A 21,230-nucleotide genomic window follows, 5' to 3' on the forward strand; every position below is an offset into this window, starting at 1 on the left:
GTCCGTCCGCCGGTCAGTCCCTCGCCCCGAGTCTGCCGCGGTTGTGCAGGACGTACAGGATCGCCTGGGACGGAACGATGAGGAGCACGGCGGCGCCGGCGACACCCACGAGCACCCACAGGGTGGGAGTGGGCGAGGCGGCGGCGGAGAGGCTCAGGTGAGTACCCAGCAGATAGGGGTACTGGGCAACCCCCCATCCGCAGACGACGGCGGCCACCGCCAGCGCCGCCAGCATGCGCAGCGCGCCGGGTCTTCTGGTCTTGAGCAGGAAGAGAGTGGCCAGGCCGCTCAGGGCGGACACGATGAGCAGCGGCAGTCCACGGTGACTCAACTCGTGGAACAGGCGCGGCGAGTCGGCCTGGAGCACAAAGATCCCGGCCAGACTGACCGCGCCGGTGACGACTCCGGCGAGCACGGCGCGCCGGCTGAACCACGTTTCGAGCGAAGGGCTCTGATTCTGCCGCGCGGCGGCGGTCAGAAACACCGCGGCCAGGTAGGAGCAGACCAGGACCGCCAGTACTCCACCGAGCACAGACGTCGGATTGAGCCAGCTGCCGAGGGGATCGCCCTTCCCGCCGGCCGGTACCCGTCCGGACGCGATCGCCCCGGCCATGCTTCCGAAGCAGTACGGGGTGACCACCGAGGACAGCGCGAACAGCACACCGTAGACCCGCTGCTCCGGGGTCCGCATCGACACCTTGCGGAAGGCGAAGCCCGCCCCGCGCAGCACGATGCCGAGCGCGGCCAGCCCCAGGGGGATGTACAGCGTCGTGGTGATGGCGGCGAAGGCTGTGGGGAAACCGCTCCACAGCACGACGAGGCAGTAGATCAGCCAGGTGTGGTTGGCCTCCCAGACGGGCCCGACCGACAGGTCGATCAGATGGCGGGGCCGGCTGCCGCGCGCCGCTCCGCCGCCGGTCAGGTCCCAGAAGCCGGCGCCGAAGTCGGCCCCGCCAAAAAGCGCGTAGGCGATGATGCCGACGAACAGAATGACCGCGATGGCATCGCTCATGTCTATCGGTCCTCTCCCACGTGTGCGCCGCTGAGAGGCCGGTCGGGACCGTAGGGGACATCGACCGTGTCGTCGTCTCCGTCTCTCCACCGTCGTGTCAGGGACCGCAGGACGAGTACCGCGCCGGTTCCCACCCCGAGGTAGATGGCCAGGGCCGCGGCGAAGAACGGCCAGAGATTGCCCTGGGTCGCCACGGCGTCCTTGGTCAGCAACAGGCCCCTGACCGTCCACGGCTGCCTTCCGACCTCGGTGACCACCCAGCCGGCCTCCAGGCACAGCACCGCGACGACTCCGCTCACAGCGACGCACCACAGGAACAAGCGGTTGGTCGGCACCTCCCGTCGGCGCCACCACAGCCACGCGAACCAGAGGGAGAGAGCGAACAGCGCCAACGCCGTCCCGACCATGATGTCGAAGGCCAGATGGACAATGCTCACCGCCGTGTCCTCGGGCCGCACCTCGGGAGGGATGGCGTCGAGTCCGCGGATCTCGGTGGAGGGGCTGAAACCGGCGAGCAGCGAGGCCATGTCGGGTAACGGGAGGCCGTAGCGGACCTCGCCGTCGATCAGTACGCCGGCGAGCGTCTCCGGGACATGGTCTCCGGTGGTGGGCAGCAGTTCGATGGCGGCGAACTTCGCCGGCTCGCTGTGGAACACCTGACGGGCGACGATGTCGCCGACGAAGATCTGTACGGGTATGGCGATGGCGGCCACGGTGAAACCGATGAGGAACCCGAGCCGGTGGTAGCTGTCGCGGCGCCCCTTCAGCATTCCGACGGCGTAGACCCCCGCCACCGTGAAGCCGGCGACGATGTACGCCGCCAGCAGCATGTGGATGCTCTCGAACCAGAAGGCGCCGTTGAAGAACACGCCCGCCGGACGGACCTCCACCACCCGGCCGTCCCGCATCGTGATGCCGCCGGGCTGGTTCATCCAGCTGTTCGCCGCCACGACCGCGCAGGTGCCACCGATGCTCGCCAGGACGACGGGTACACCCGTCCAGAAGTGCACCCAGGGAGGAAGCCGCTTCCAGCCGTAGATGTAGATCGAGACGAAGATCGCTTCCAGGAAGAAGAAGATGCCTTCGATCGCGAAGGGGAAACCGAAGGCGGCGCCGTAGCGTCCCATCAGCCCCGGCCAGAGGATCCCGAGTTCGAAGCTGAGTACGGTACCGGTGACTGCTCCCACGGCGAACAGTACGGCCGCCACCTTCGACCAGCGCTGCGCGAGAAGCAGGGCCTGGTCGTCACCGCGGCGCAGACCGCGATAGTTGGCGATGAGCATGAGAGCCGTGAGAGCCACGCCGAACGGCACGAGAATGATGTGGAAGCCCAGAGTGAACGCCATCTGCTCGCGAGCGGGCAACAATTGCGGCGGATCGTCAGCCGAAGCCAGAACCTGAAGCAGGATCCCGGCAGCATCAGGTGAGTACGGCATCCCCGCATACTTCATGCGCCCGCCGGGCTCGCGCCCCCGCTGACACGGACCGGACGCCGACACCACCCGTTCGGACGACGGGGAGCACGGCGGAGGCCGACCGGTCCTCATCGTGACGGGGCTTCTCGCAGCCGCACCGAGCGCGAGGGACTTGGGCATCGTGTCCTTGCGGCGCCGGTCCAGCCGTCGCTGGAGCCCAGGGGAGTCGAACCCGAAACGAGCAACACTCTCGACAGGGGGAGATGATCTCCTGACTGATCATGGTGGAGGGGGATCGTCCGTGGGGAGCACGTCGCCGTCGTACAAGGGGCACCGGTACCCGGTCGAGGTGATCAGAACCGGCCGAGTGTCCCCGCGGGCACTCGGCCGGTTCTGTCAACGCCGACGGCGGTTCACTACCTGCGTCCGCGGCGGTCGTCGTACTCGTCGTCGTTGTAGTTGTAGTCCCTGCTGCTGAATGGCATGTCGCTCGGCTGGCTCAGCAGGTAGCCGTCCTCCGGTGGTGCGTCGTACCGGCTGCTGCCGGCGTAGGCATCCCGGTCGGACAGGCCGCGTCCGCTGCTCTTGCTCCGCCGACTGCTGCTTGGGCGGGAGTCCCGGTCGTCGATGTAGGGGCTCCGGCTCCTCCCGCGGTCCTGGTGGAGTTCGTTGTCATGCTTGTACGGAGTTCTGACGAGCCTTTTGAGCGCCTTGCGCTGGGAGCTTTCCTTCCTACGGGGCTCGTCGAAGAAACTCGTCAGTTCGTCGTCGTCGGCCCGGCCGCGCGACCGCGTGGGGTAGTCGTCGAAACGTGAGCCGCCGTACTCGTCCCGCAGCACACGGACCCGCTCGGCGTGGGGGACTTCCCTCCCCTCCCGCATGGAGGTGCGTCCGATGTCGAGCTGGGCCTGCTCGCCGGGGCGCAGGGAGCGGGCGTAACTCCGGTTGCCGTCCCGGTCGTAAATCGGGGTGCGCGGGTTGGCCCGGAGGGACCGCCGGAAGCTGGCGTCCGCCACTTCGGCCTCGCGAGACCCGCTCACCGCGTGAAAGGACGACAACGTGTTGTACTCGGCCTGGTTGAGTTCCAGTGAGCTGAATGGGTCGTCGTTGAGCAGGTACTCTTCCTGCCTCTCCCGGTATGACTTGCTGTTCACGCCGGTGCTGCGGTGCTTGAGGCTGGAGCCGGTGCCGGGGTGGTCACGGTGGGCGTCGAGCGTCTCGTGGTACGCCAGGATCTCGCCCTCGTGCCGGGTATTGCGGCTGCGAGGGACCGGGGCGCGGCGGGCCGTGGACGCGTACCCGTGGGCATGTTCGACCTGAAAGTTCTTGCCGCTGATGGGCAGGTCGTACTCTTCCTCCAGGTACTCCCTGTCCTTGGCCCGCCGTCCGTAGGTGCCCTCCGGGTAGGCGTCGCCTCTCACCCGCTGTACCGACAAGCCGGCCGGCTGCCCGGACAGCGTCCGGGTCACGGCCGCGTTGCCCGCCGACTGCTGCAGGCTGAGGATCGACGCGGACGGGGTAGGGAGGTCCGCGGCGGCGGACCGGGCGGCCGCCTGCGGAGACGAACTCCTCAGAGGCGTCCGTCGTACCCCTGTCTCTTGCTCTTCATGTGCGTGCAATGCGACGGTTCCTCTGCGGCTCGTGGGTGAGTCTGACAGCCTCGGCCTCGGAGGCCGCCTGGTCCAGAGCCGCCAGGGCAGTCTTCCGGTGCGTCGAGGCAGTGTTGCGGGCCGTCCCTGTCGCGCTGCGTCGATCGGTGATCGAGAGGGCGCCCGACCCGCTGATGGGCGGTCGGCCCTACCCGCGCCGCCGGGAGGAGGAGTGTGCCTGGCTCCTGCTCCGGTACGAAGGATTCTCCTCCCCGGGGCTGTTGCTGCGCCGGTCGGACTCCGTCCGGTACGTCTTTCGGCGTTCGGCGACGGCGGCACCCTCGTCCTTGGTGGACTGCCGGTGACCGTAGCCGTGGTCCTCCAGGTCCGCGTAGGCGTCGGAGAACTCGCCGGTGAGCCTCATGCCCGCTTCCGGCACGGCCTTTCGGTTCTCCAGGCCGTACACGTTGATGCGCCCCTGGGTGGTGTCGGAGGCATCCGTGCCGTCCGACGACGACCTGCCGTACCTGCCGACGAACGGGCCCTGGTCGCCATTGATCTCGACCATCTGCCCACGGTCTCTTTGGTGCGTCAGCCGGCTCCCGCCGGACATCATGCGGGCCACTGCGACACCTCCGTCGCTCCGTCCGGGCGTGGCGGTCGGGGCGGGGGTACCGGATCCCGGTGCCGACAGGTCGGGCGTGGCTCCCCGGGCCATTCTCCGGCCGTTCGCTGTGGCATGCCGCTCGAACGGATCATCCTCGTGGGAGACCTTCACTCCCGCACCGTTGTCGGTCCCCGAGACGGTTCCCAGGGACTGCTGGCGGACGTGGTCCAGCTCGTGGAACATCGTCTCGTCATCCGTGCCCTGCGGGCCGACGACGATGTCACTGCCGGTGGTGTAGGCGCGGGCGCCGAGTGCCATTGCCGAGTGCTGCGCGACCGGGCCGCTGTGTACGCGCACGTGGCGGAAGGACATGCCGTAGCCCTGCTCTGCCTTCTCCATGATTCGTGAGTCCAGTGGACGGCCCGGGGAGCGAACGGCGTCGATCACCGACGACCGCTGTATGGACGACTGGTCGACGGGCGTCTGCTCGGCCGAGGGCTGCTCGTGACCGCATGCGGCGCCGTGCTCGTGTTGTTCTTCTTCGACGGCGCGGGCCACGACCGCGTTTCCCACCGCACGCTGGAGAGCCAGTACGCGCTGCGCGAACGTGCTCGGCGTCTCCGTGCGACCGTTGCTCCCTCGGCCACTGGTCTGCTCGACCTGTGATTTGTATGCGCGCACGGTACTCCTCGCCACTCAACGCCTGATCAGAAATGATCCCCGCCCCTCGTCGGCGGCGGGAGGGCCGTGAGGGCAGAATCCCGGGTGCGGCAGGTGAAGGGGATGGCCGCGAGGGCAACGGCTTCCCGGCCCCGGCAGGTGGCAGGTGGCGCAGCCAGGCGGGTACGCGGGCGGTCAGGCGGCCGGCGCGGCGGGTCCGTCAACTCGGCTGTTCCACATCGCCCTTCAGCGCTGCCGGGAGATTCCCCCGCCGCCGTATTCCCAGTTTCCGGTAGGTGCTGGTCAGATGGGTTTCCACGGTACGCAACGCCAGGTGCAGCAGCTCGGAGATCTCGGCGTTCGTCCGGCCGTCGGCGGCCAGCGCGGCGATGCGGCGTTCGCTCCCGGTCAGCGAACTCCGACCTGTGAGGGCGACGTTGCTGCGGCGGGCGCCGCTGGCGCGCAGGGCCAGCTCCGCGTCGGCCGACAGCCGCACCGCGCCCAGCCGTTCGGCTGCCGTCGCGGCCTCCCTGAGCAGCGGGCGGGCACGGTGGGACTGTCCGGCCGCCGTGAGCTGGAGGCCGTGGGTGATGAGCGCGGGGATCAGCTCGACGTCGAGCCCACCGCCGCGCAGGATACCGACGGCCTCGGCGGTGAGTTTGAGACCCTGCCGGCCGCCGGTGGCCGCGCCCAGGACGCGCAGCGCGCGGCCCCGGACCCGGGGCGTGCCCCATACGGCGGCGTACCGGCTCTCCTCCTCGGCGAGCGCGAGAGCCTCCCGTGGTTCTCCCAGAAGGAGATGGCATTCGGCGGCGGCCGAGCGCCACGGCGTGACGACGGGGCTCTCCACGTCACGGTCGAGCTGGCGCCTGCCGCACTCCCGGAAGTCGTCCAGGGCGCTCGCCGGGTCACCGACGGACGCACGCAGCAGACCGCGCGCGTAGAGGAACCGGTTCAGTTCCCAACTGTCGTGCTCCTCACCGGGCTTGACGTCGACGATGAGCCGTCCGGCCTCGGCGGGACGGCCGCGCTCGACGAGCGCGATGACGCGGTGGGCCAGGAAGTTGCTCGCATCGGTGCGGGGCGCGTCGCCCGGTGTCCGTAGCCTGTCGGCGGTCTCCTCCAGCACCCACCGGTGATCGCCGCGAGCGGCGGCGGTGTCCACCCGCGCGTTGAGCAGTGCCAGGTGGACCGGGTGCAGGGGTGAGAGCCGGTGCTCGGTCAGTCCGATCCTGATGAGCCGCTCGGCGTCGTCCGGCGTGTCGGCCCACTGCGCCACGGCGGCGGCCGTACCCAGCAGATACGGCACCAGCAGCGGATCCTCGGGGGCCGTCAGCAGCCGCCGGATCTGCCGTACGGCGGACTCGGCGGACAGCAGTCCGGCCGTCGCCTCGTACCGGATGATCAGAGCGCGCAGGGCCGGACTGATCCATTGCGGGGAGCGCTCGGCGCGCTCCCGCAGCCGGGTGTAGACGGCCCGCCGGATCTCCGGATCGTGGTCGGAGAAGAACGCCGACGCCGCCTGGACCGTACGGGCGAGGACGGGCTCCCCGTCCAGCCCGCCCAGATCGCGAAGGATGTCGAGCGCGGCATGCGGCTTGCCCTGTCCGGTCAGGGCGCTGCCCAGGGTGACCGCGGCCAGTACCCGCTCCCTGGGCTCTTCCTGGAGGCGCAGCGCCTCGGCCAGCCGGGGTGTCCCGCCGGTCCGCTGGGTGACGAACTCCAGTTCGCCGAGTGCGGTGAGCACCGTCGCCCGGTGCCCGCGCGGCATCGGTTCGTCCAGCGCGCGGCGCAGATACCGGGCGGCGGCGCCGGTCCGCCCGTCCCTGGACGCTCCGGCCGCCGCGTCGAGGAGCGCCTTGCCGACGGACACCCCGGATCCGGCCGTACCCCCGGGGGTGGCGCGCAGCAGATGCCCGACCACCGCTTCCGCCCCGTCGCCCCGCCGCCGGCGCAGCTCGGCCGCGCGGAGATGCAGGGCCTGCCGGTGCGAGCGGGGCCAGCCGTCGAGGACCGCCCCGCGCAGCAGGGGGTGTGCGAAGCGCGGGACGCCGGTGCCAGAGGCGCGACGCAGCACCCCGAGCCGGATCATCACTGTGATCCAGCCGCTGACGCGGTCGGGGTCGGCCCAGGTCAGATCGGAGAGGAAGCCGCCGAAGTCGTCGCCGGGGTCCTGGCCGGTGCCGGGGCTGTCGTGTGCGGCGGGGCCCGGACCGATGCCGGGTGTTCCGGTGGCGCCGGGGGATGCGAACTCCCGCTCCGCTGTCGCTGCTTGCCCCTTCCGCTCCTCGCCGTACCCCTCCGATGCCGCGTCCTCCAGCTCCGCGAGGGTGCGGGCCACCATGGTGCTTCCGGGGCCCGTGTTCTCCAGCCACCACGAGACCGCCGCCACAAACGCACCGGGGTACAGCTCGGCGCAGTCTTCGGGCAGCCGTGGCTCCGGAGCGCCGTCGTGCGAGCCGCCGCCATCGCCGCCGACCGCGGCCCCGTCCCGGCCGCCGTACGGGAAGACCGTCCGCAGGTCGTCGAGCAGCGCGTGCAGCAGCAGCGGGTTGCCGGCGCCCGCCCGTACACAGCCGTCCACCCAGGCGTCGGAGGTGTCCGCGCCCAGGACGCCGCGCACCAGTTCCTCGGCGGCGGGACGGCTCAGCGGTGCCACCGCGTGCACCCGCACCATGCCGGGGGACAGGGAGTACGCGAGGCTCGGTGTGGGAGGAGCGATGTCGTACTGCCCGCGCTCGGTCACCACCATCAGGACCGGCATCCCGGTCAGCCGCCGGGCCCCCTCGGTCAGCCAGCGCCGGGAGGCATCGTCAGCGAGGTGCGCATCGTCAACAGCGACGAGCAGCGGCGACTCGGTCGCCTGCTCGCACAGTAATTGCCACAGGCGGGACGGGTGACCGAGGTGGTGCGGGGGCTGTGGGGTGTCGTCGTCGAGGCCGCCGAGACCGGGCGGCGGGTCGAGGAGCTGCCGTACGAGGGCGAGGGGGACGCCGGAACTCTCGGCGGAGGCATGGGCCCGCAGGACCCGCATGTCGAGCTTCGCGCCCAGTTCGGCGGCGGCATCCAGCAGTACGCTGCGGCCCGTACCGGTGGGTGCGCGGAACAGGACCAGCCGTCCTGATCCGCCCAGGGCGCGGTCGGCCTCCGCGGCCAGCAGCTCCAGAGCGGACCCGCGTTCCAAAAGTCCGGCCGAGGCGGGGCGCAGGTCCGCCGGTGGGGTCGGGACCGGCGGACGGGTCGGCGGCCGACCGGGTGTCGCTGTCATGAGTACCTGCCGCTGATCTCGTGGTCGGTCTCGTGGTGGGCCACGATTGTGGTCGTCCTATCGGCGGAGGAAGGGTGGGAAGGGCAGAAATGGTTTGTTCCGTCGAGGCAGGACGCGAGGACGTACAGGCATGGTTCTTCGAACCCCGGTCAGAATCCCGGTGGAGGTCCACGCGTCGGACCCGCTCTCCCTCGACGGAGCGGTGAGCCGGCTTCGCCAGCACGCCGAGGTGGAGTTGGTCGACGAGGGCGCCGGCCGGCCGGGCACGGTCGCGGTGCTGCTCGCCGAGGCGCTCGACGAACCCACGCTGTCGCGGCTCAGGCGGCTGACACGCACGGACGGCACCAAAGCCGTCCTCGTCACGAGTCTGATCCGCGAGGCGGAGCTGCTCCAGGTGATCGAGTACGGCGTCGGCGCGATCGTCTGGCGCCGCGAGGCCACCGGCCACCGTCTCCTCCAAGCGGTCCTCGCGGCCTCCCGGGGTGACGGGGATCTGCCGTCGGACCTGCTGGGACGGCTGATGGCCCAGGTCGGCACGTTGCAGCGAGGCGCGGCCAACGCGTCGGGCGCCACGGCCTCCGGCTTGGCGCCACGCGAGGTCGATGTGCTCCGACTGGTGGCCGAGGGGATGGACACCGGGGAGATTGCCAGCAAACTGTCGTACTCCGAACGCACGGTCAAGAACGTCATGCACGGTCTGACGACCCGCCTGCAGCTACGCAACCGCGCCCATGCCGTGGCATATGCCTTGCGGGAAGGCTACCTCTGATGGTCCACGCGCCGAGTCAAGGGCCCTGAGGACAGGCAAAGGGTGACACGGGGGCAGCGGGGTTGCCCCTTGATCGTCCCCCGGGTGCCTCGCGTGGTGGGCCTCCCTGCGGCCACGATGGACTGCACTGGGTATTCCATGCCGGGACGCCCATGACCAGCTGGACCACGGACGGTTCGGTGGGTGAAGTGATGAGTTGCCACATGACAGATCGTGATGTGGCAGGTCGCTGGGTGACGGGCCTTACGGTGACGAACGGTTCCGTGACGAGCGGCGCATACGAAGGGCAGCGCGACCGTGATCCACGAGGTGGACGACATCCTGAAAGGGCTGCTCACCCGCGGGGCCTTCGCGGGGTCCGACGTCGAGGTCACCTTCGACGCCCCGACACGCGACTGGGCGGCCCGGCGCAACGCCCCGACCATCGACGCGTACCTCTACGACATCCGCGAGGACACCCAACGGCGCCAGCGCGGCAAGGTGTCGCTCCGTGACGAGCAGGGCATCGCCCTCAAGCAGCACCAGCCGCCGCGCTGGTTCCGCCTCGCGTACCTCGTCACGGCGTGGACCAAGCGTCCACAGGACGAACACCGGATGCTCTCCGCCGTGCTGCACACCCTGCTGCCCAAGGAGATCCTCCCGCCGGAGGACCTGACCGGCACCCTCGCCGGCCTGGGCCTCTCCGTCCCGCTGACCGTCGCGGGGCTGCACACCGAGGCGCGCTCGCTCGCGGACATCTGGTCCGCGCTCGGCGGCGAACTCAAGCCCTCGCTCGACGTGGTGATCACCGCGCCCTTCCTGGCGTTCCCCGAGTACAGGGTCGGTCCGCCGGTCACGGAAGGGCTCGGTGTCCAGGTACGGGGGGCGGGCGGCAGGCCCGACGACAGCCCCACGCGGTATCACACCGCGCAGAGCGTCAACGCGGCCAAGGAAGACTTCGCGAAGAAGCACGGCAGGACCGAAACGCTTCAGGAGCAGCGGAAGTGAGCGACACCGCCTCGCCCTTGCTGGAACGGCTCGCGGGACTGCGCGAGCGGGTCGCGTTCCTGGTCGAGCGGCGCAGCGCCACCGACCCGACGGCCGCCGACCCGATGCGCGGGATGTATGTGACGGACGACGCGGTACGGCACCTGCTGTTCGGGCGTACGGCGGGCGTGAATCCCGCCGGCCCGCAGGCGTCGGACAGGCCGGGCGGGCCGGACGGGCCCGCGGAGAGGGGCACGGCACAAGCGCCGCAGAAGCAGGGGGCCGTGGGCGCGGCGGACGCGGTCGACCCGGCGGACGAGCCGGACGACTCGGGCACGGCGGAGCCGTCCGACGACGACCGCCTCCACTGGCTCGCCCACTGGCTGCGGCTCAGCCCGCTCGACATCCAGATCCTGCTGATCGCGCTGGCGCCCGACCTGGACCGCACCTTCGAGCCGCTGTACGGCTACCTCAACGACGACGTCACACGTCGCCGGGCGACCGTCGCGCTCGCGCTCGACCTCTGCGGGGTGCCCGCGCACTCTGCCGCCGGACGGTCCCGGTTCCATCCGGCCGCGCGGCTGTTCTCGCGAGGGCTGATCGAGATGGTCGACCCCGAACGCCCCTTCCTCAGCCGATCGTTGCGCGTTCCCGACCGGGTCGTGGCCCATCTGCTGGGCGACGACACCCCGGACCCGGCGCTGGCCGGGACCGTACGTCCGCTCCCGTACCGGCCCGTGGAACCGGACGCGGAGGATGGGGAAGGCCCGGAGGGCGCGGTGGCCATCGGCACCGCGTACGGCGTCGACCCGGTGGTGGGGAGGCTGGCCGAGCGGCTGGCGGCGCGCCCGCTCACGGTCTACCTCCGTGAGCACCGTGACGGCGACGGCCTCGCCTGCGCCATCGTCGCCCTGGGCGCGGCCGGCATCCCGGCCCTGCACCTCGTGCCGGGCAAACGCCCTGTGAACCACGGCCCCGAGGAGCACGCACCGGCGGAACACACGGCGGGCGAGCGCCCCCCGTACCGGGAACTGCTCCGCGAGGCGCGGCTGACGGGGTGCGCCATCGTGGTGACCTCGCTGCCCGAGAAGCCCGAGGAGCTGATCCGGGCGCTCGCCGTGAGCGACGTACCGGTGGTGTTCGCGGACCCGCGCCCGTACGACCCGCAGTGGTACGACGGCGGGCGCGACCCGATCGTGCTGGAGGCGCCCCGGCGACGCGCCGGCGATCTCGACGCCTGGCGGGCGGCGCTCGGTCCCGAGGAGCCGGGGTTCGACCTGGCGCCGGTCGTCGCCGCGTACCGGCTCGGCCCCGGCGGCATCGACCGCGCGTCCCGTGCGGCACTGGACCTCGCGGCGTTCGACGGTATGGAGCTGTCCGCCGCCCATCTGCGGCGCGCGGCCCGGCAGCAGTCCGCCTCGGGCCTCGAACGGCATGCCCGCCGCGTCCGGCCCGATGTCGGATGGAACGACCTCGTCCTGCCCGACGGCCCGCTGGCCCAACTGCGGGAACTGGTCCTGCGCGCCCAGCACCGCGACCGGGTGCTCGGCGACTGGCGGCTGAGCGCGGGCGGCGGGCGCGGCCGGGGCGTTGTGGGGCTGTTCGCGGGCGACTCCGGGACCGGGAAGACGCTCTCCGCCGAGGTGGTCGCGGGCGAACTCGGCCTCGATCTCTACGTCGTCCAGCTGCCGTCCATCGTGGACAAGTACGTGGGTGAGACGGAGAAGAACCTGGAGCGGATCTTCACCGAGGCCGACCGTACGGACGCGGTGCTGCTCTTCGACGAGGCGGACGCCGTCTTCGGCAAGCGCTCCGAGGTCAGCAACTCCAACGACCGCCACGCGAACATGGAGAGTGCCTATCTCCTCCAGCGTCTGGAGTCGTTCGACGGTATCGCTCTGCTCACCACCAACCTGCGCTCCAACATCGACGACGCGTTCACGCGCCGGCTGGATCTGGTGGTCGACTTCCCCTTCCCCGACGAGGAGCAGCGCCTGGCGCTCTGGCGGCACAGCCTCGCCCATGTCCCGTGCGCGGACGACATCGACCCGGCTTCCTGCGCGAGGGACTTCGAGCTGGCGGGCGGTTCGATCCGCAGCGCGGTCGTCACGGCCGCGTACGCGGCGGCCGGCCGGGGCGACGGTGTGTCGACGGCGGACCTGCTGGCGGGCGCGCAGCGCGAGTACCGCAAGTCGGGCCGGCTGGTCCTGGACGACACGTCCTGGTAGACCGGTCGCGCCATGGGCCCGTGGCCGCCGGACATGTCCTGTCCGGCGGCCACGGGCCCATGGCGGTGACGAGCGAGGCCGCTCACTCCACCGGCGCCGGGAGCCAGTCCTTGGCCGTCACCGTGCCCGGGGTGTCCTGCGTCTCGATCCAGCCCAGCTTCGTCTTGTTGAGCGTCAGCTCGTCCATGACCCCGCTCTGCTCTGCCGCGAACTGGCTCTGGTACTCCTTGATCCTGTCCGTGAGACCCTGAGTCGGCTTCTCCTTGAGCTGCGTGTGCTTCCGCAGATAGTCGATGTTGGCCTTCGTGCACTCCACCGTAATGGCCAGGTCACCGTCGTCGATCTCGGCCTGAGTGCCCCAGAGCATGATGTTCCGTACCCACGGCACCTCCGGGCTGGGTTCGTCCTGCTTCAGCTCCACCGACTTCGCGTCGACGAAGTGCGCTGCCAGGAGCGCGGTCATCGTGCTACGGCCCAGGTTTCCGAGCCCGTCGTTCTCCACCAGTCGGCTGAAGTCGCCGTATGACGAGCTGTGGGACTGCTGGAAGCACTTCAGCGCCTCCGCGGTCGCCGGGTCCAGCTTGCCCACCGTGTGCGGGGAGGTCAGCTTGCAGCCGCCCGCCCCCTCGACCAGCCGTACCTGCGCGAACTGCACGAAGAGGTTCGGCGGGTCCTCCGACGTGAGGGGCAGTGGACCCCGCTCGGTCTTCTCCTCCTCGGTCTTCTCCTCCTTCTCTCCGCCGCCGCCCTCGTCCGCCTTGGGCTGCTCGACGGGCGCGGCTTCCTGCGTGGGCTTCTCCGGCGGTTCCTCCGGCAGCGCGGTGGCCGCCGCCTGCTGGAGCTTCTCCGTCGCGAGGGTGCGGACCGGTGCCTTGTAGGTGAACCAGAGCACGAGACCGGTGATGGTGAGCGCGAGCAGCAGACTCAGCGTGGTCATCATCCAGAACGGCAGCAGGCTGCGCTGCACGTACGTCCCGTTCACCGCCAGGGGCTCGAACCCCGAGCGCCGCACCGACAGTTCGTACGGCCGCTGCTGCGTCTGCCCCACCCAGGTGACCTGGCGGGGCTTCAGCGTCGCGTCGACGAAGGCGGCGCGCCCGGGTTCAATCTGCACGTTGGACGGGACGATCTCGTACGAGAGGTCGTCGCTGCTCTTGTCGCCGCCGATCGACGCCGTGAGCATCGTGTTGCCGAGGTTGTCGACGGCCAGCTTGGGCCGGCCCCGGAAGCGTCCCTTGACGGTCTGCGGGACCAGCTCGGCCCGCACCTCCATGAACGTGGTGAAGGTGACGTTCCCCTCGGCGACCGTGGCGGCCCCGGGGTGCTCTGTGGGCAGGATGCGCACACCGTACGGATGCGGCCCCGCGGTCGCGTCCGGGGTGCGCGGCGGGGCGAACGTCAGCTCCACGATTCCGGTGGTTCCCGGAAAGAGCCTGATGGACGGCGGTTCCACCGTGACGTACGGAGCGATGTCGCCGACCGCCTCGAAGCGGTACTCGTCGACGACGTCGCCGGTGTTGCGCAGACGCAGTCGTACGGTGGTGCTGCTGCCCGGGTCGACCGTGGTCGAGGCGGGCTCCAAGGATGTCCAGGTGGTCACCGGAGCGACGCTACTGCCCATGGGAGCGACGCCGTCAGAGGCCGCGGGGTAGCACCAGTGCCCGAAAGGCGGCGCTCGCTGCCCTCAAACCCCCATACGTCAACCACGGGTCGGCGGAAGCCGGACCACGCCCGCGGCCGAACTCCACGGTGCGTCAGCCGGTACCGCTCCGTCCCGCCCCGCCGGGAGCCCCTGGTGACGGGACCGGCCGCGCGGCCTTCTCCCCATTACCCCTGGGGGCATATTCGGTGCCCTCGATAAGGCACCGGAGGACGTTTACCCGACCGCGCATGGGCCGCGAGGGTGAGTCTGGACTTGTTTTTGGTACCCCGAGGAGAGCAGAGCATGCCGTCTTATCTGTCGCCGGGCGTGTACGTGGAAGAGGTGGCCAGCGGCTCTCGTCCGATCGAGGGGGTCGGCACCTCGGTGGCCGCTTTCGTCGGGCTGGCGCCCGACGGACCTCTGAACGAGCCGACCCTGGTCACCAACTGGACCCAGTACGTTGCCTCCTTCGGTGAGTTCACCGACGGATACTTCCTGGCGCACTCGGTGTACGGCTTCTTCAACAACGGTGGCTCCGCCGCCTACGTGGTCCGAGTGGGCGGGGCCACCGGCGGCGTGGCGGGCGAAGGCGCCGAGCCGGTCAGCGGACAGCGCGGCCGGTCGGCCGTGGCCGGCGGTGCCGCGCCCGCCGAACTGACGGCCGGGGAGCCGCAGGCCCTTGGTACGTTCAAGGTGTCGGCCGTCGCGCCCGGCGAGAGCGGCACGCTCAGCGTCGAGGTCACGGACGCCGAGGGCGAGGGCCCCGCCGAGCGCTTCCGGCTGGTCGTCATGGACGGCACGAAGCCCGTCGAGACCTTCGACGTCTCGGCGAAGAAGAACGCCCGCAACTACGTGGTCACGCAGGTCAAGGAACGCTCCAAGCTGATCTCCGTGCAGGAGGCGGTCGCGGCCTCGCAGCTCGCCCGCCCCGACAATCAGACGGTCGCGCTCGCCGTTCCCGTCGCCGTCCCGCGGGCCCCCGCGGTCCCGGACGCGGTGGAGGGCGAGTCGGTCGGCATCGCCGAGTACCTGGGCGACTCCTCGGACCGTACCGGCTTCGGCGGCCTCGAAGCGGTGGACGAGATCTCCATGGTCGCCGTCCCCGATCTGATGGCCGCCTACCAGCGCGGCGCGATCGACCTGGAGGCCGTCAAGGCCGTCCAGCTCGGTCTGATCGCCCACTGCGAACTGATGGGTGACCGGCTGGCGATCATCGACCCGCCGCCCGGCCTCAACGCCCGGCAGATCCGGGTCTGGCGCCAGGAGACGTCCAACTACGACTCCAAGTACGCCGCGCTCTACTACCCGTGGATCAAGGTCTTCGACCCGGCCGGCGGTCAGACCCGGCTGATCCCGCCGAGCGGCCACGTCGCCGGCATCTGGGCCCGCAACGACTCCGAGCGCGGTGTGCACAAGGCCCCCGCCAACGAGGTCGTACGCGGCGCTGTCGACCTGGAGATGCAGATCACCCGGGGCGAGCAGGACCTGCTCAACCCGATCGGCGTGAACTGCATCCGTACCTTCCCCGGCCGCGGCATCCGCGTCTGGGGCGCGCGCACCCTCTCCTCCGACCCGGCCTGGCGCTACCTCAACGTCCGCAGGTACTTCAACTACCTGGAGGAGTCGATCCTCAACGGCACGCAGTGGGTGGTGTTCGAGCCCAACGACCAGGCGCTGTGGGCCCGCATCAGGCGGAACATCTCCGCGTTCCTGGTGACGGAGTGGCGCAGCGGCGCGCTGTTCGGCGCCACGCCGGAGGACGCCTACTACGTGAAGTGCGACGCCGAGACCAACCCGCCCGAGTCGGTGGACCTGGGACGGGTCATCTGCCAGATCGGTGTCTCGCCGGTCAAGCCTGCCGAGTTCGTGATCTTCCGACTGGCGCAGTTCTCCGGCGGCAGTGGCGAGCTGGAGGAGTAGAACGTCACGTACCGCCGACCCACCGCTTGATTTCGTATACAGCCACAGGTCCCAGCATCAGCAGAAAGAACGGCTTTCATGACTCTCTCTCAGGGTGATGCCCTCACTACCCATAACTTCGGCCTCCAGATCGACGGAGTCATGGTCGAGTACCTCCACGCCGTGGGCGAGGTGGGGATGGAGCAGGACGTCATCGAGTACCAGCAGGTCTCGGCGAACGGCCAGCCGATCACCAAGAAGATGCCCGGCGTGAAGAAGGCCGGTGAGACCACGGTCACGCGCGGCATGGAGCAGTCCGCCGCCTTCACCGAGTGGATCAACGCCTCGCTGCGCGGCGACATGGGCTCGGCCCGCAAGAACGCGAGCATCATCTACATGGACTACCAGTACAACCCGGTCAGGCGTCAGCACCTGCGCAACGCCTGGTGCACCAAGGTGATGGGCGCGGCAGCGACGGCGGGCGAGGCATCCGTGATGACCGAGACCGTCACGATCGTCTACGAAGAGCTGGTCACTGAGTAATGCGTCGCGGACCTGCCAGACCCGCCACCGACGCCGCTGCCGCCACGTCCGCTCTCGCGGACGTGGCGGCCCCGGCCGTCGTACCGGCGGAAGCACAGCCCGTACGGCAGCAGCTGCGGACCGAGTTCGCGTTCGAGCTGCCGCGCGGGTATGTGGACGACATGGGAACCGTGCATCGCGAGGGCGTGATGCGGCTGGCGACCGCCCGGGACGAGCTGATCCCGCTGCGGGACATGCGGGTGCAGGAGAACCCCGCGTATCTCTCGGTGGTGCTGCTCGGCCGGGTCATCACCCAGCTGGGCACCGTGGCACACATGCACGACGGCGTGGTGGAGAACATGTTCGCCTCCGACCTCGCCTTTCTGCAGGACTTCTACCGTCAGGTCAACGCCGAGGGCCACACCAGAGCCGGCGTGTCCTGCCCGCACTGCGAGCAGCCGTTCGAGGTCGAGCTCGGCGGGAGCCGCCTGGGGGAATCGTGACGTACGCGACCGACCGGATCCATGAGGAGATCGCGTACATCGCCTACCACTTCCACTGGAACTTGGACGACATCCTGGACCTCGAACACCGTGAGCGGCGGCGATTTGCCGAGCAGATCGCCACGTTGGTGACGCGTGCGGCAACGGAGCGGTGATGGGCATATTCGACCGGCTCAAGGGCCGGGGCCGAGGCGGAAAGCAGGGCCAGGGCCGGGAGCAGAGCGTGGCCGGGGGCGGGGACGGTACAACACCGGGCCCCGCCCCTGAGGCGTCCGCGGGTGTGGGGGCCGACGCATCCGGTGGGGGACGCGGCTGGGCCGGTCTGCCGCCGATCCAGCGTGCGATGCTGGCGCCGGCCCGGCAGACCGTCGCCGCCGCGGACTTCGGCGGTTCGCTGGCCGCCTGGCAGAACCACTCCTTCTCCGGGACGCTCTCGCATGCCGTCCTGGACGGTGCCCCGGCCGGTCTCATCAAGGACGCGCTGTCGTCCGCCGGGAGGTCCAGGCCGGGCGGTCTCGGTGAGACCAGGCTTTCCCTGCCGGTCGCTGCCGTCGACGACGGCGACGAGGGGCACGGTGGTACCGGCGGCCAGGGCCAGGGGCCCACGGTCCAGCGCGCCCTGGGGCCACGGCTCGCTCCCGTACGGTCCCGGCCGGGGTCCGCCCCCTCGGCGCTGACACGGGCGTCCGTCCCGAGCTCCGTGCAGCGCCGGGTGCTTGCCGCGGTGGCACCGAGCAGGGCGACGAAGCCTGCCCCGGCGGCTCCCGCGGCGGCCCCGAGGCCGGCCGCTTCCGCGGCTGCCCCGGCGTCGGCGCCCGCGACGAAGCCTGCGCACGGGCCCGCTCGGACATCCGCGCGGGTATCGACGCGCGCGTCCTCGTCCTCTTCCGCCACGGCCGCTCCGGCTCCGGCTTCCGCTCCCCCTGCTCCTTCCTCGGCGGCTCCGGCCGCCCCTGTTCGCGTCCGGCGCTCCGACGGGGAGCAGGACGGCCCTCGCGGCGGCTCCGCGCGGATCGAGCCACCGGGCCCCCGGCGGCCGGGGCCGACGGGGGCGCCCGAGGCGGCACCCTCTCCGGACCGGACCCCTCCGGCTCCCCCCTCCTCCCTCCCCGTACAGCGACGTGAGGCAAGCGCTCCCGGCCGGGGGGCAGGAGTGGTGGGCGCCGGGCCGGCCCGGCGCCCACTGCTCGGGCCACCGTTGCCGGGGCCGGCCGTTCCGCCGGCGGCGGCGCAGCCGGCTTCCCCGGCTTCAACGGCAGCGCGGATTCCACCGGTGGAGAAGCGTGGTGGCATCGCCGGTCCTGTCGTGCGTCCGTCCCCGCGAGGCCCGACGACACCCGCAGTCCCGTCCCCGGGCATCTCCGGGGGCGAAGTGGCGTCGGGGAGGGCACGTGTGTCCGGCGGCGCCGGGAACGGCACAACGCCGCCCGTACCGGTGACACCGGCGGCTGGGCCACCAGCGCTCAAGAGCCCGGCCGTTGTGCCGGGGCCTGGTTCCCCTGCTGCCGGTACCCCGGCCACCGGTGCGTCCGGTGCGGGGACACCCGTGTCCCGTCCGCCCGTCCGGCCGAAGCTGGGCGCCCCGCTGTCCGGGCCCGTCGGCGGTCGGGCGGCCGCACCGGCGGTGCGTCGACAGACCGGCGTTCCGGCTTCCGGCGGCACACCTCTCGTGCAGCGTTCACCGGCGGTCGGTGCGCCTACGAGCGCCCCGGTGCCCCTTTCCGTACGGCCGCCCGCACGGCCCGCGTCGCCCGCGCAGGGACCTGCGGCACCCACCGCCACACCCGCGCCGGCCCCGACCGCGCCGCGGCGCCCCACATCTGACGAGGTGACAACGAGTCCGCACCGGCCGCCGGGCGCCGGGGCGCTCTCCGGCCCGGCGGCCACTGGCCCGGCGGCCACTGGCCCGGCGGCCACTGGCCCGGCGGTCGCCGGTCCGGCACGTGCCGGTGGTACCGGGCCGGTGCCCGGAGCCGCCGTTCGGCAGCCGGATGTCTCCGGTGGCGGCGGTGCCGACACGTTCGGAGCGTCGCCGAGTTCGACGCGGTCCGTGGCGGCGGGCGGCGGATCCGCGGCCGTCCGCTCGGCTGCCGAGCCGCCGGTGCGGCGGGCGGCGGCGCCCACCGCACCGGTGAGTTCCACCCGGTCGGTGCCCCTCGTCGGCGCCGGTTCCGCACCCGGTTCCAGGACTGGCTCCGCGCAGGGAAAGCCGGTACGGGCCGCCGGGAACACCGGATCCGGATCCGGCCGTTCGGACGGCGCGCTGCCCGTACAGCGGTCGTCCGTCGCCCGGACCGCGCCCCAGCCCCAGTCCTCGGCCCGGGGCCCCGTCCCACCCGCTGCCGCGGGCCCGGTCCCCGCAGCCGCTCCGGCTCCCCGTACCCCGGTGACCCCGACGAGTGCCCCGCCGTCCGTGGTGCGATCGCCCGCCGTGACCATGACGTCCGCCGTACCGCCGGCTTCGGCCGACGCGCCCTCGGTGTCCCGGTCCCGGCCGATGCCGATCGCTCCGCTGGTGAGTTCCTCGCGGCCGGTCACGGCAGCCGGCTTCACGCCGTCGCCGGTGAGGCCCGTGCCCGCGGCGCCCGGTACGGGCCCGGTGGCCGGTGCCTCCCCGGTCGCTGTGCGGCGGGCCACCGCTCCCGGCGCATCCGCGCTGCCGGGTGCCCGTGGCGCCGTGCCGCTGCCCGCGCCGCGGTCTCCGGCCCTCACGCGGACGACGACGACCGCCCCACCGGCCGCTCCGGCGGTACCGACCGCCGTGCGTCTGCGCCGCGTTCGGGCCGCCGGGGCGGCAAGCGCGGCCACGAGTGCCGCAGGTGTACCGGCGGTGGCGCCCGGCGGTACCACCGGCGCCCCCCGGCACGTCGTACAGCGTTCCGCGTCGTCGCCTCCGCCGCCTCCGCCCTCCGTGACGCCGCCCGCCGCCGTCCGACCGCCGCCGGGTACGGCCGCCCACTCGGCCCATCCGGTGGCGGCCCCCGTCACGGCTCCCTTTCGCGCGCAACCCGGCAACGGGGGGCGCCGGTTCAACGGCGTGGCCGAGGCATTCCCCGTCGTGCAGCGCTCCGCGTCCGCGTCGGCGCCGCCCGTCCCGGGCGGGATCGCCCGTACGCCGGTGACGGATGTCTCCGGCGGCCCCGGCGTTCCCACCACCTCCGTGACCGGGCCCGTCCGGAGCCCGGTCGTGTCGCTCGCGCCCTCCCGGCCCGCTCCGGCCGCCGCCCTCCCGGTGCAGCGGGTGCCCGCGACCCCGGCCGCGCGGCCCGCTCCACCTCCCGTCGCGGCCCCGACGCCGCCCCCGCCCCCGGCGCCCGTGCGTGTGTCCACGCCACGTCGTGGCACGTCCGTCGCGGTACAGCGGAGCGGCGGCGGGGGCGGGGGCGGGGGATCTTCGGAGAGGCCCGCGCCCTCCGTGACGAGCCAGTTCAAACCGCGTGATCTGCAGGAGGACCAGATGGCCGAGCTGGTCCACCGGCTGATCGGGCCGATGACCCGGTTGTTGCGTACCGAGCTGCGGCTCGATCGCGAACGGATCGGGAAATTGCGCGATCCACGCCACTGACCGGCCACCGCGCGAGCCGCACGATCCGGCCCGTGGGCGTGTGAACGCGTAAGCCCGCGGCCCGTAAGCCCACGACCCCCGCAGGACCGATTTCCGTCGGGATCCCCGACCCAACCGCACGTGGAACCGCAGGAAGGCCACACCCGATGCCCCAGGAACTCGACGCAGGCTCCACCATCTTCTTCAACCTCACCATCGACGGTGAGAGCCTGGGCAACTTCAACGGTTGCGAAGGGCTCTCCTCCCAGGTCGAGATCGAGCAGCGGCAGGAGGGCGGCAACAACGGATTCGTCTGGCAGCTGCCCTCCCGTGTCACCTTCTCCAACATCACGCTGACCCGGCCCCTCACCGAGGACACCGCGAAGGTCGCGGAGTGGATCTCCTCCGTCACCACGGGGGTGACCCGGCCCACCGGGCAGATCGCCGCGCTGCGCGCCGACGGCTCGATGGTCGCCCAGTGGGGGCTGATCGACGTACTCCCGGTGAGCTGGCGTGGTCCGTCCTTCGACCCGGCGAGCCCCGCCGTGGCCACCGAGGTCCTGGAGATCGCCCATCACGGATTCACGGACGCGGGGGCGGCGTAGC

Annotated in this window: 15 protein-coding genes; 9 read left to right on the forward strand and 6 right to left on the reverse strand. The window is 71.6% G+C overall.

The genetic code is table 11. From position 1 onward, the window contains the following. Positions 1-13: 13 nt before the first annotated feature. The 5 genes from ACIRQP_RS20800 to ACIRQP_RS20820 form a co-directional block, all read right to left on the reverse strand. Positions 14-1,012, reverse strand: coding sequence for a cytochrome d ubiquinol oxidase subunit II (locus ACIRQP_RS20800; protein ID WP_403892047.1), 999 nt, complete (start codon positions 1,010-1,012; stop codon positions 14-16). 2 nt (positions 1,013-1,014) lie between these two features. Then, positions 1,015-2,358, reverse strand: coding sequence for a cytochrome ubiquinol oxidase subunit I (locus tag ACIRQP_RS20805; protein ID WP_403892050.1), 1,344 nt, complete (start codon positions 2,356-2,358; stop codon positions 1,015-1,017). Positions 2,359-2,843: 485 nt separating this feature from the next. After that, complete coding sequence (locus tag ACIRQP_RS20810) at positions 2,844-4,046, reverse strand: hypothetical protein (protein WP_403892053.1); 1,203 nt, start codon at positions 4,044-4,046, stop codon at positions 2,844-2,846. A 178-nt stretch (positions 4,047-4,224) separates the two neighbouring features. Next, complete coding sequence (locus tag ACIRQP_RS20815; RefSeq protein ID WP_403892056.1) at positions 4,225-5,304, reverse strand: DUF4157 domain-containing protein; 1,080 nt, start codon at positions 5,302-5,304, stop codon at positions 4,225-4,227. 199 nt (positions 5,305-5,503) lie between these two features. Then, a complete protein-coding gene (locus tag ACIRQP_RS20820; protein WP_403892059.1) occupies positions 5,504-8,551 on the reverse strand; it encodes a LuxR C-terminal-related transcriptional regulator in 3,048 nt (1,015 codons plus the stop codon). A 130-nt stretch (positions 8,552-8,681) separates the two neighbouring features. On the opposite strand from ACIRQP_RS20820, the gene ACIRQP_RS20825 reads away from it, so the two are divergent. The 3 genes from ACIRQP_RS20825 to ACIRQP_RS20835 all read left to right on the forward strand — a co-directional run bounded on the left by ACIRQP_RS20825 (position 8,682) and on the right by ACIRQP_RS20835 (position 12,514). Next, positions 8,682-9,320, forward strand: a complete 639-nt coding sequence (locus tag ACIRQP_RS20825; RefSeq protein ID WP_403892062.1) for a LuxR C-terminal-related transcriptional regulator — start codon at positions 8,682-8,684, stop codon at positions 9,318-9,320. 297 nt (positions 9,321-9,617) lie between these two features. Then, a complete protein-coding gene (locus ACIRQP_RS20830) occupies positions 9,618-10,307 on the forward strand; it encodes a DUF4255 domain-containing protein (RefSeq protein ID WP_403892065.1) in 690 nt (229 codons plus the stop codon). After that, positions 10,304-12,514 carry an ATP-binding protein gene (locus ACIRQP_RS20835; RefSeq protein WP_403892068.1) on the forward strand — a complete coding sequence of 737 codons (2,211 nt, stop codon included), beginning with the start codon at positions 10,304-10,306 and terminating at the stop codon, positions 12,512-12,514. The genes ACIRQP_RS20830 and ACIRQP_RS20835 overlap by 4 nt, the downstream gene beginning before the upstream one ends. Positions 12,515-12,596: 82 nt before the next feature. Here the strand turns inward: ACIRQP_RS20835 and ACIRQP_RS20840 are convergent, their stop codons facing one another. Then, positions 12,597-14,114, reverse strand: coding sequence for a hypothetical protein (locus ACIRQP_RS20840; protein ID WP_403892071.1), 1,518 nt, complete (start codon positions 14,112-14,114; stop codon positions 12,597-12,599). 345 nt (positions 14,115-14,459) lie between these two features. On the opposite strand from ACIRQP_RS20840, the gene ACIRQP_RS20845 reads away from it, so the two are divergent. The 6 genes from ACIRQP_RS20845 to ACIRQP_RS20870 all read left to right on the forward strand — a co-directional run bounded on the left by ACIRQP_RS20845 (position 14,460) and on the right by ACIRQP_RS20870 (position 21,229). Next, positions 14,460-16,076, forward strand: coding sequence for a phage tail sheath family protein (locus tag ACIRQP_RS20845; protein WP_403892074.1), 1,617 nt, complete (start codon positions 14,460-14,462; stop codon positions 16,074-16,076). A 78-nt stretch (positions 16,077-16,154) separates the two neighbouring features. Beyond that, complete coding sequence (locus ACIRQP_RS20850; RefSeq protein WP_056784699.1) at positions 16,155-16,598, forward strand: phage tail protein; 444 nt, start codon at positions 16,155-16,157, stop codon at positions 16,596-16,598. After that, positions 16,598-17,080, forward strand: coding sequence for a hypothetical protein (locus ACIRQP_RS20855; protein WP_403892077.1), 483 nt, complete (start codon positions 16,598-16,600; stop codon positions 17,078-17,080). Before ACIRQP_RS20850 ends, ACIRQP_RS20855 begins: the two co-directional genes overlap by 1 nt. Beyond that, positions 17,077-17,235 carry a DUF6760 family protein gene (locus ACIRQP_RS20860; protein ID WP_329233208.1) on the forward strand — a complete coding sequence of 53 codons (159 nt, stop codon included), beginning with the start codon at positions 17,077-17,079 and terminating at the stop codon, positions 17,233-17,235. The genes ACIRQP_RS20855 and ACIRQP_RS20860 overlap by 4 nt, the downstream gene beginning before the upstream one ends. A gap of 2,882 nt (positions 17,236-20,117) precedes the next feature. Further along, the gene (locus ACIRQP_RS20865) at positions 20,118-20,645 is read left to right on the forward strand and encodes an extensin (RefSeq protein WP_403892080.1); all 528 of its coding nucleotides are present in this window, start codon (positions 20,118-20,120) and stop codon (positions 20,643-20,645) included. A 146-nt stretch (positions 20,646-20,791) separates the two neighbouring features. Continuing rightward, positions 20,792-21,229 (forward strand): phage tail protein, encoded by a 438-nt coding sequence (locus tag ACIRQP_RS20870; RefSeq protein ID WP_403892083.1) that lies wholly within the window; start codon positions 20,792-20,794, stop codon positions 21,227-21,229. The last annotated feature ends 1 nt before the right edge of the window (position 21,230 follow it).

It is taken from the genome of Streptomyces sp. NPDC102274 (assembly GCF_044766385.1).
GTDB lineage: Bacteria > Actinomycetota > Actinomycetes > Streptomycetales > Streptomycetaceae > Streptomyces.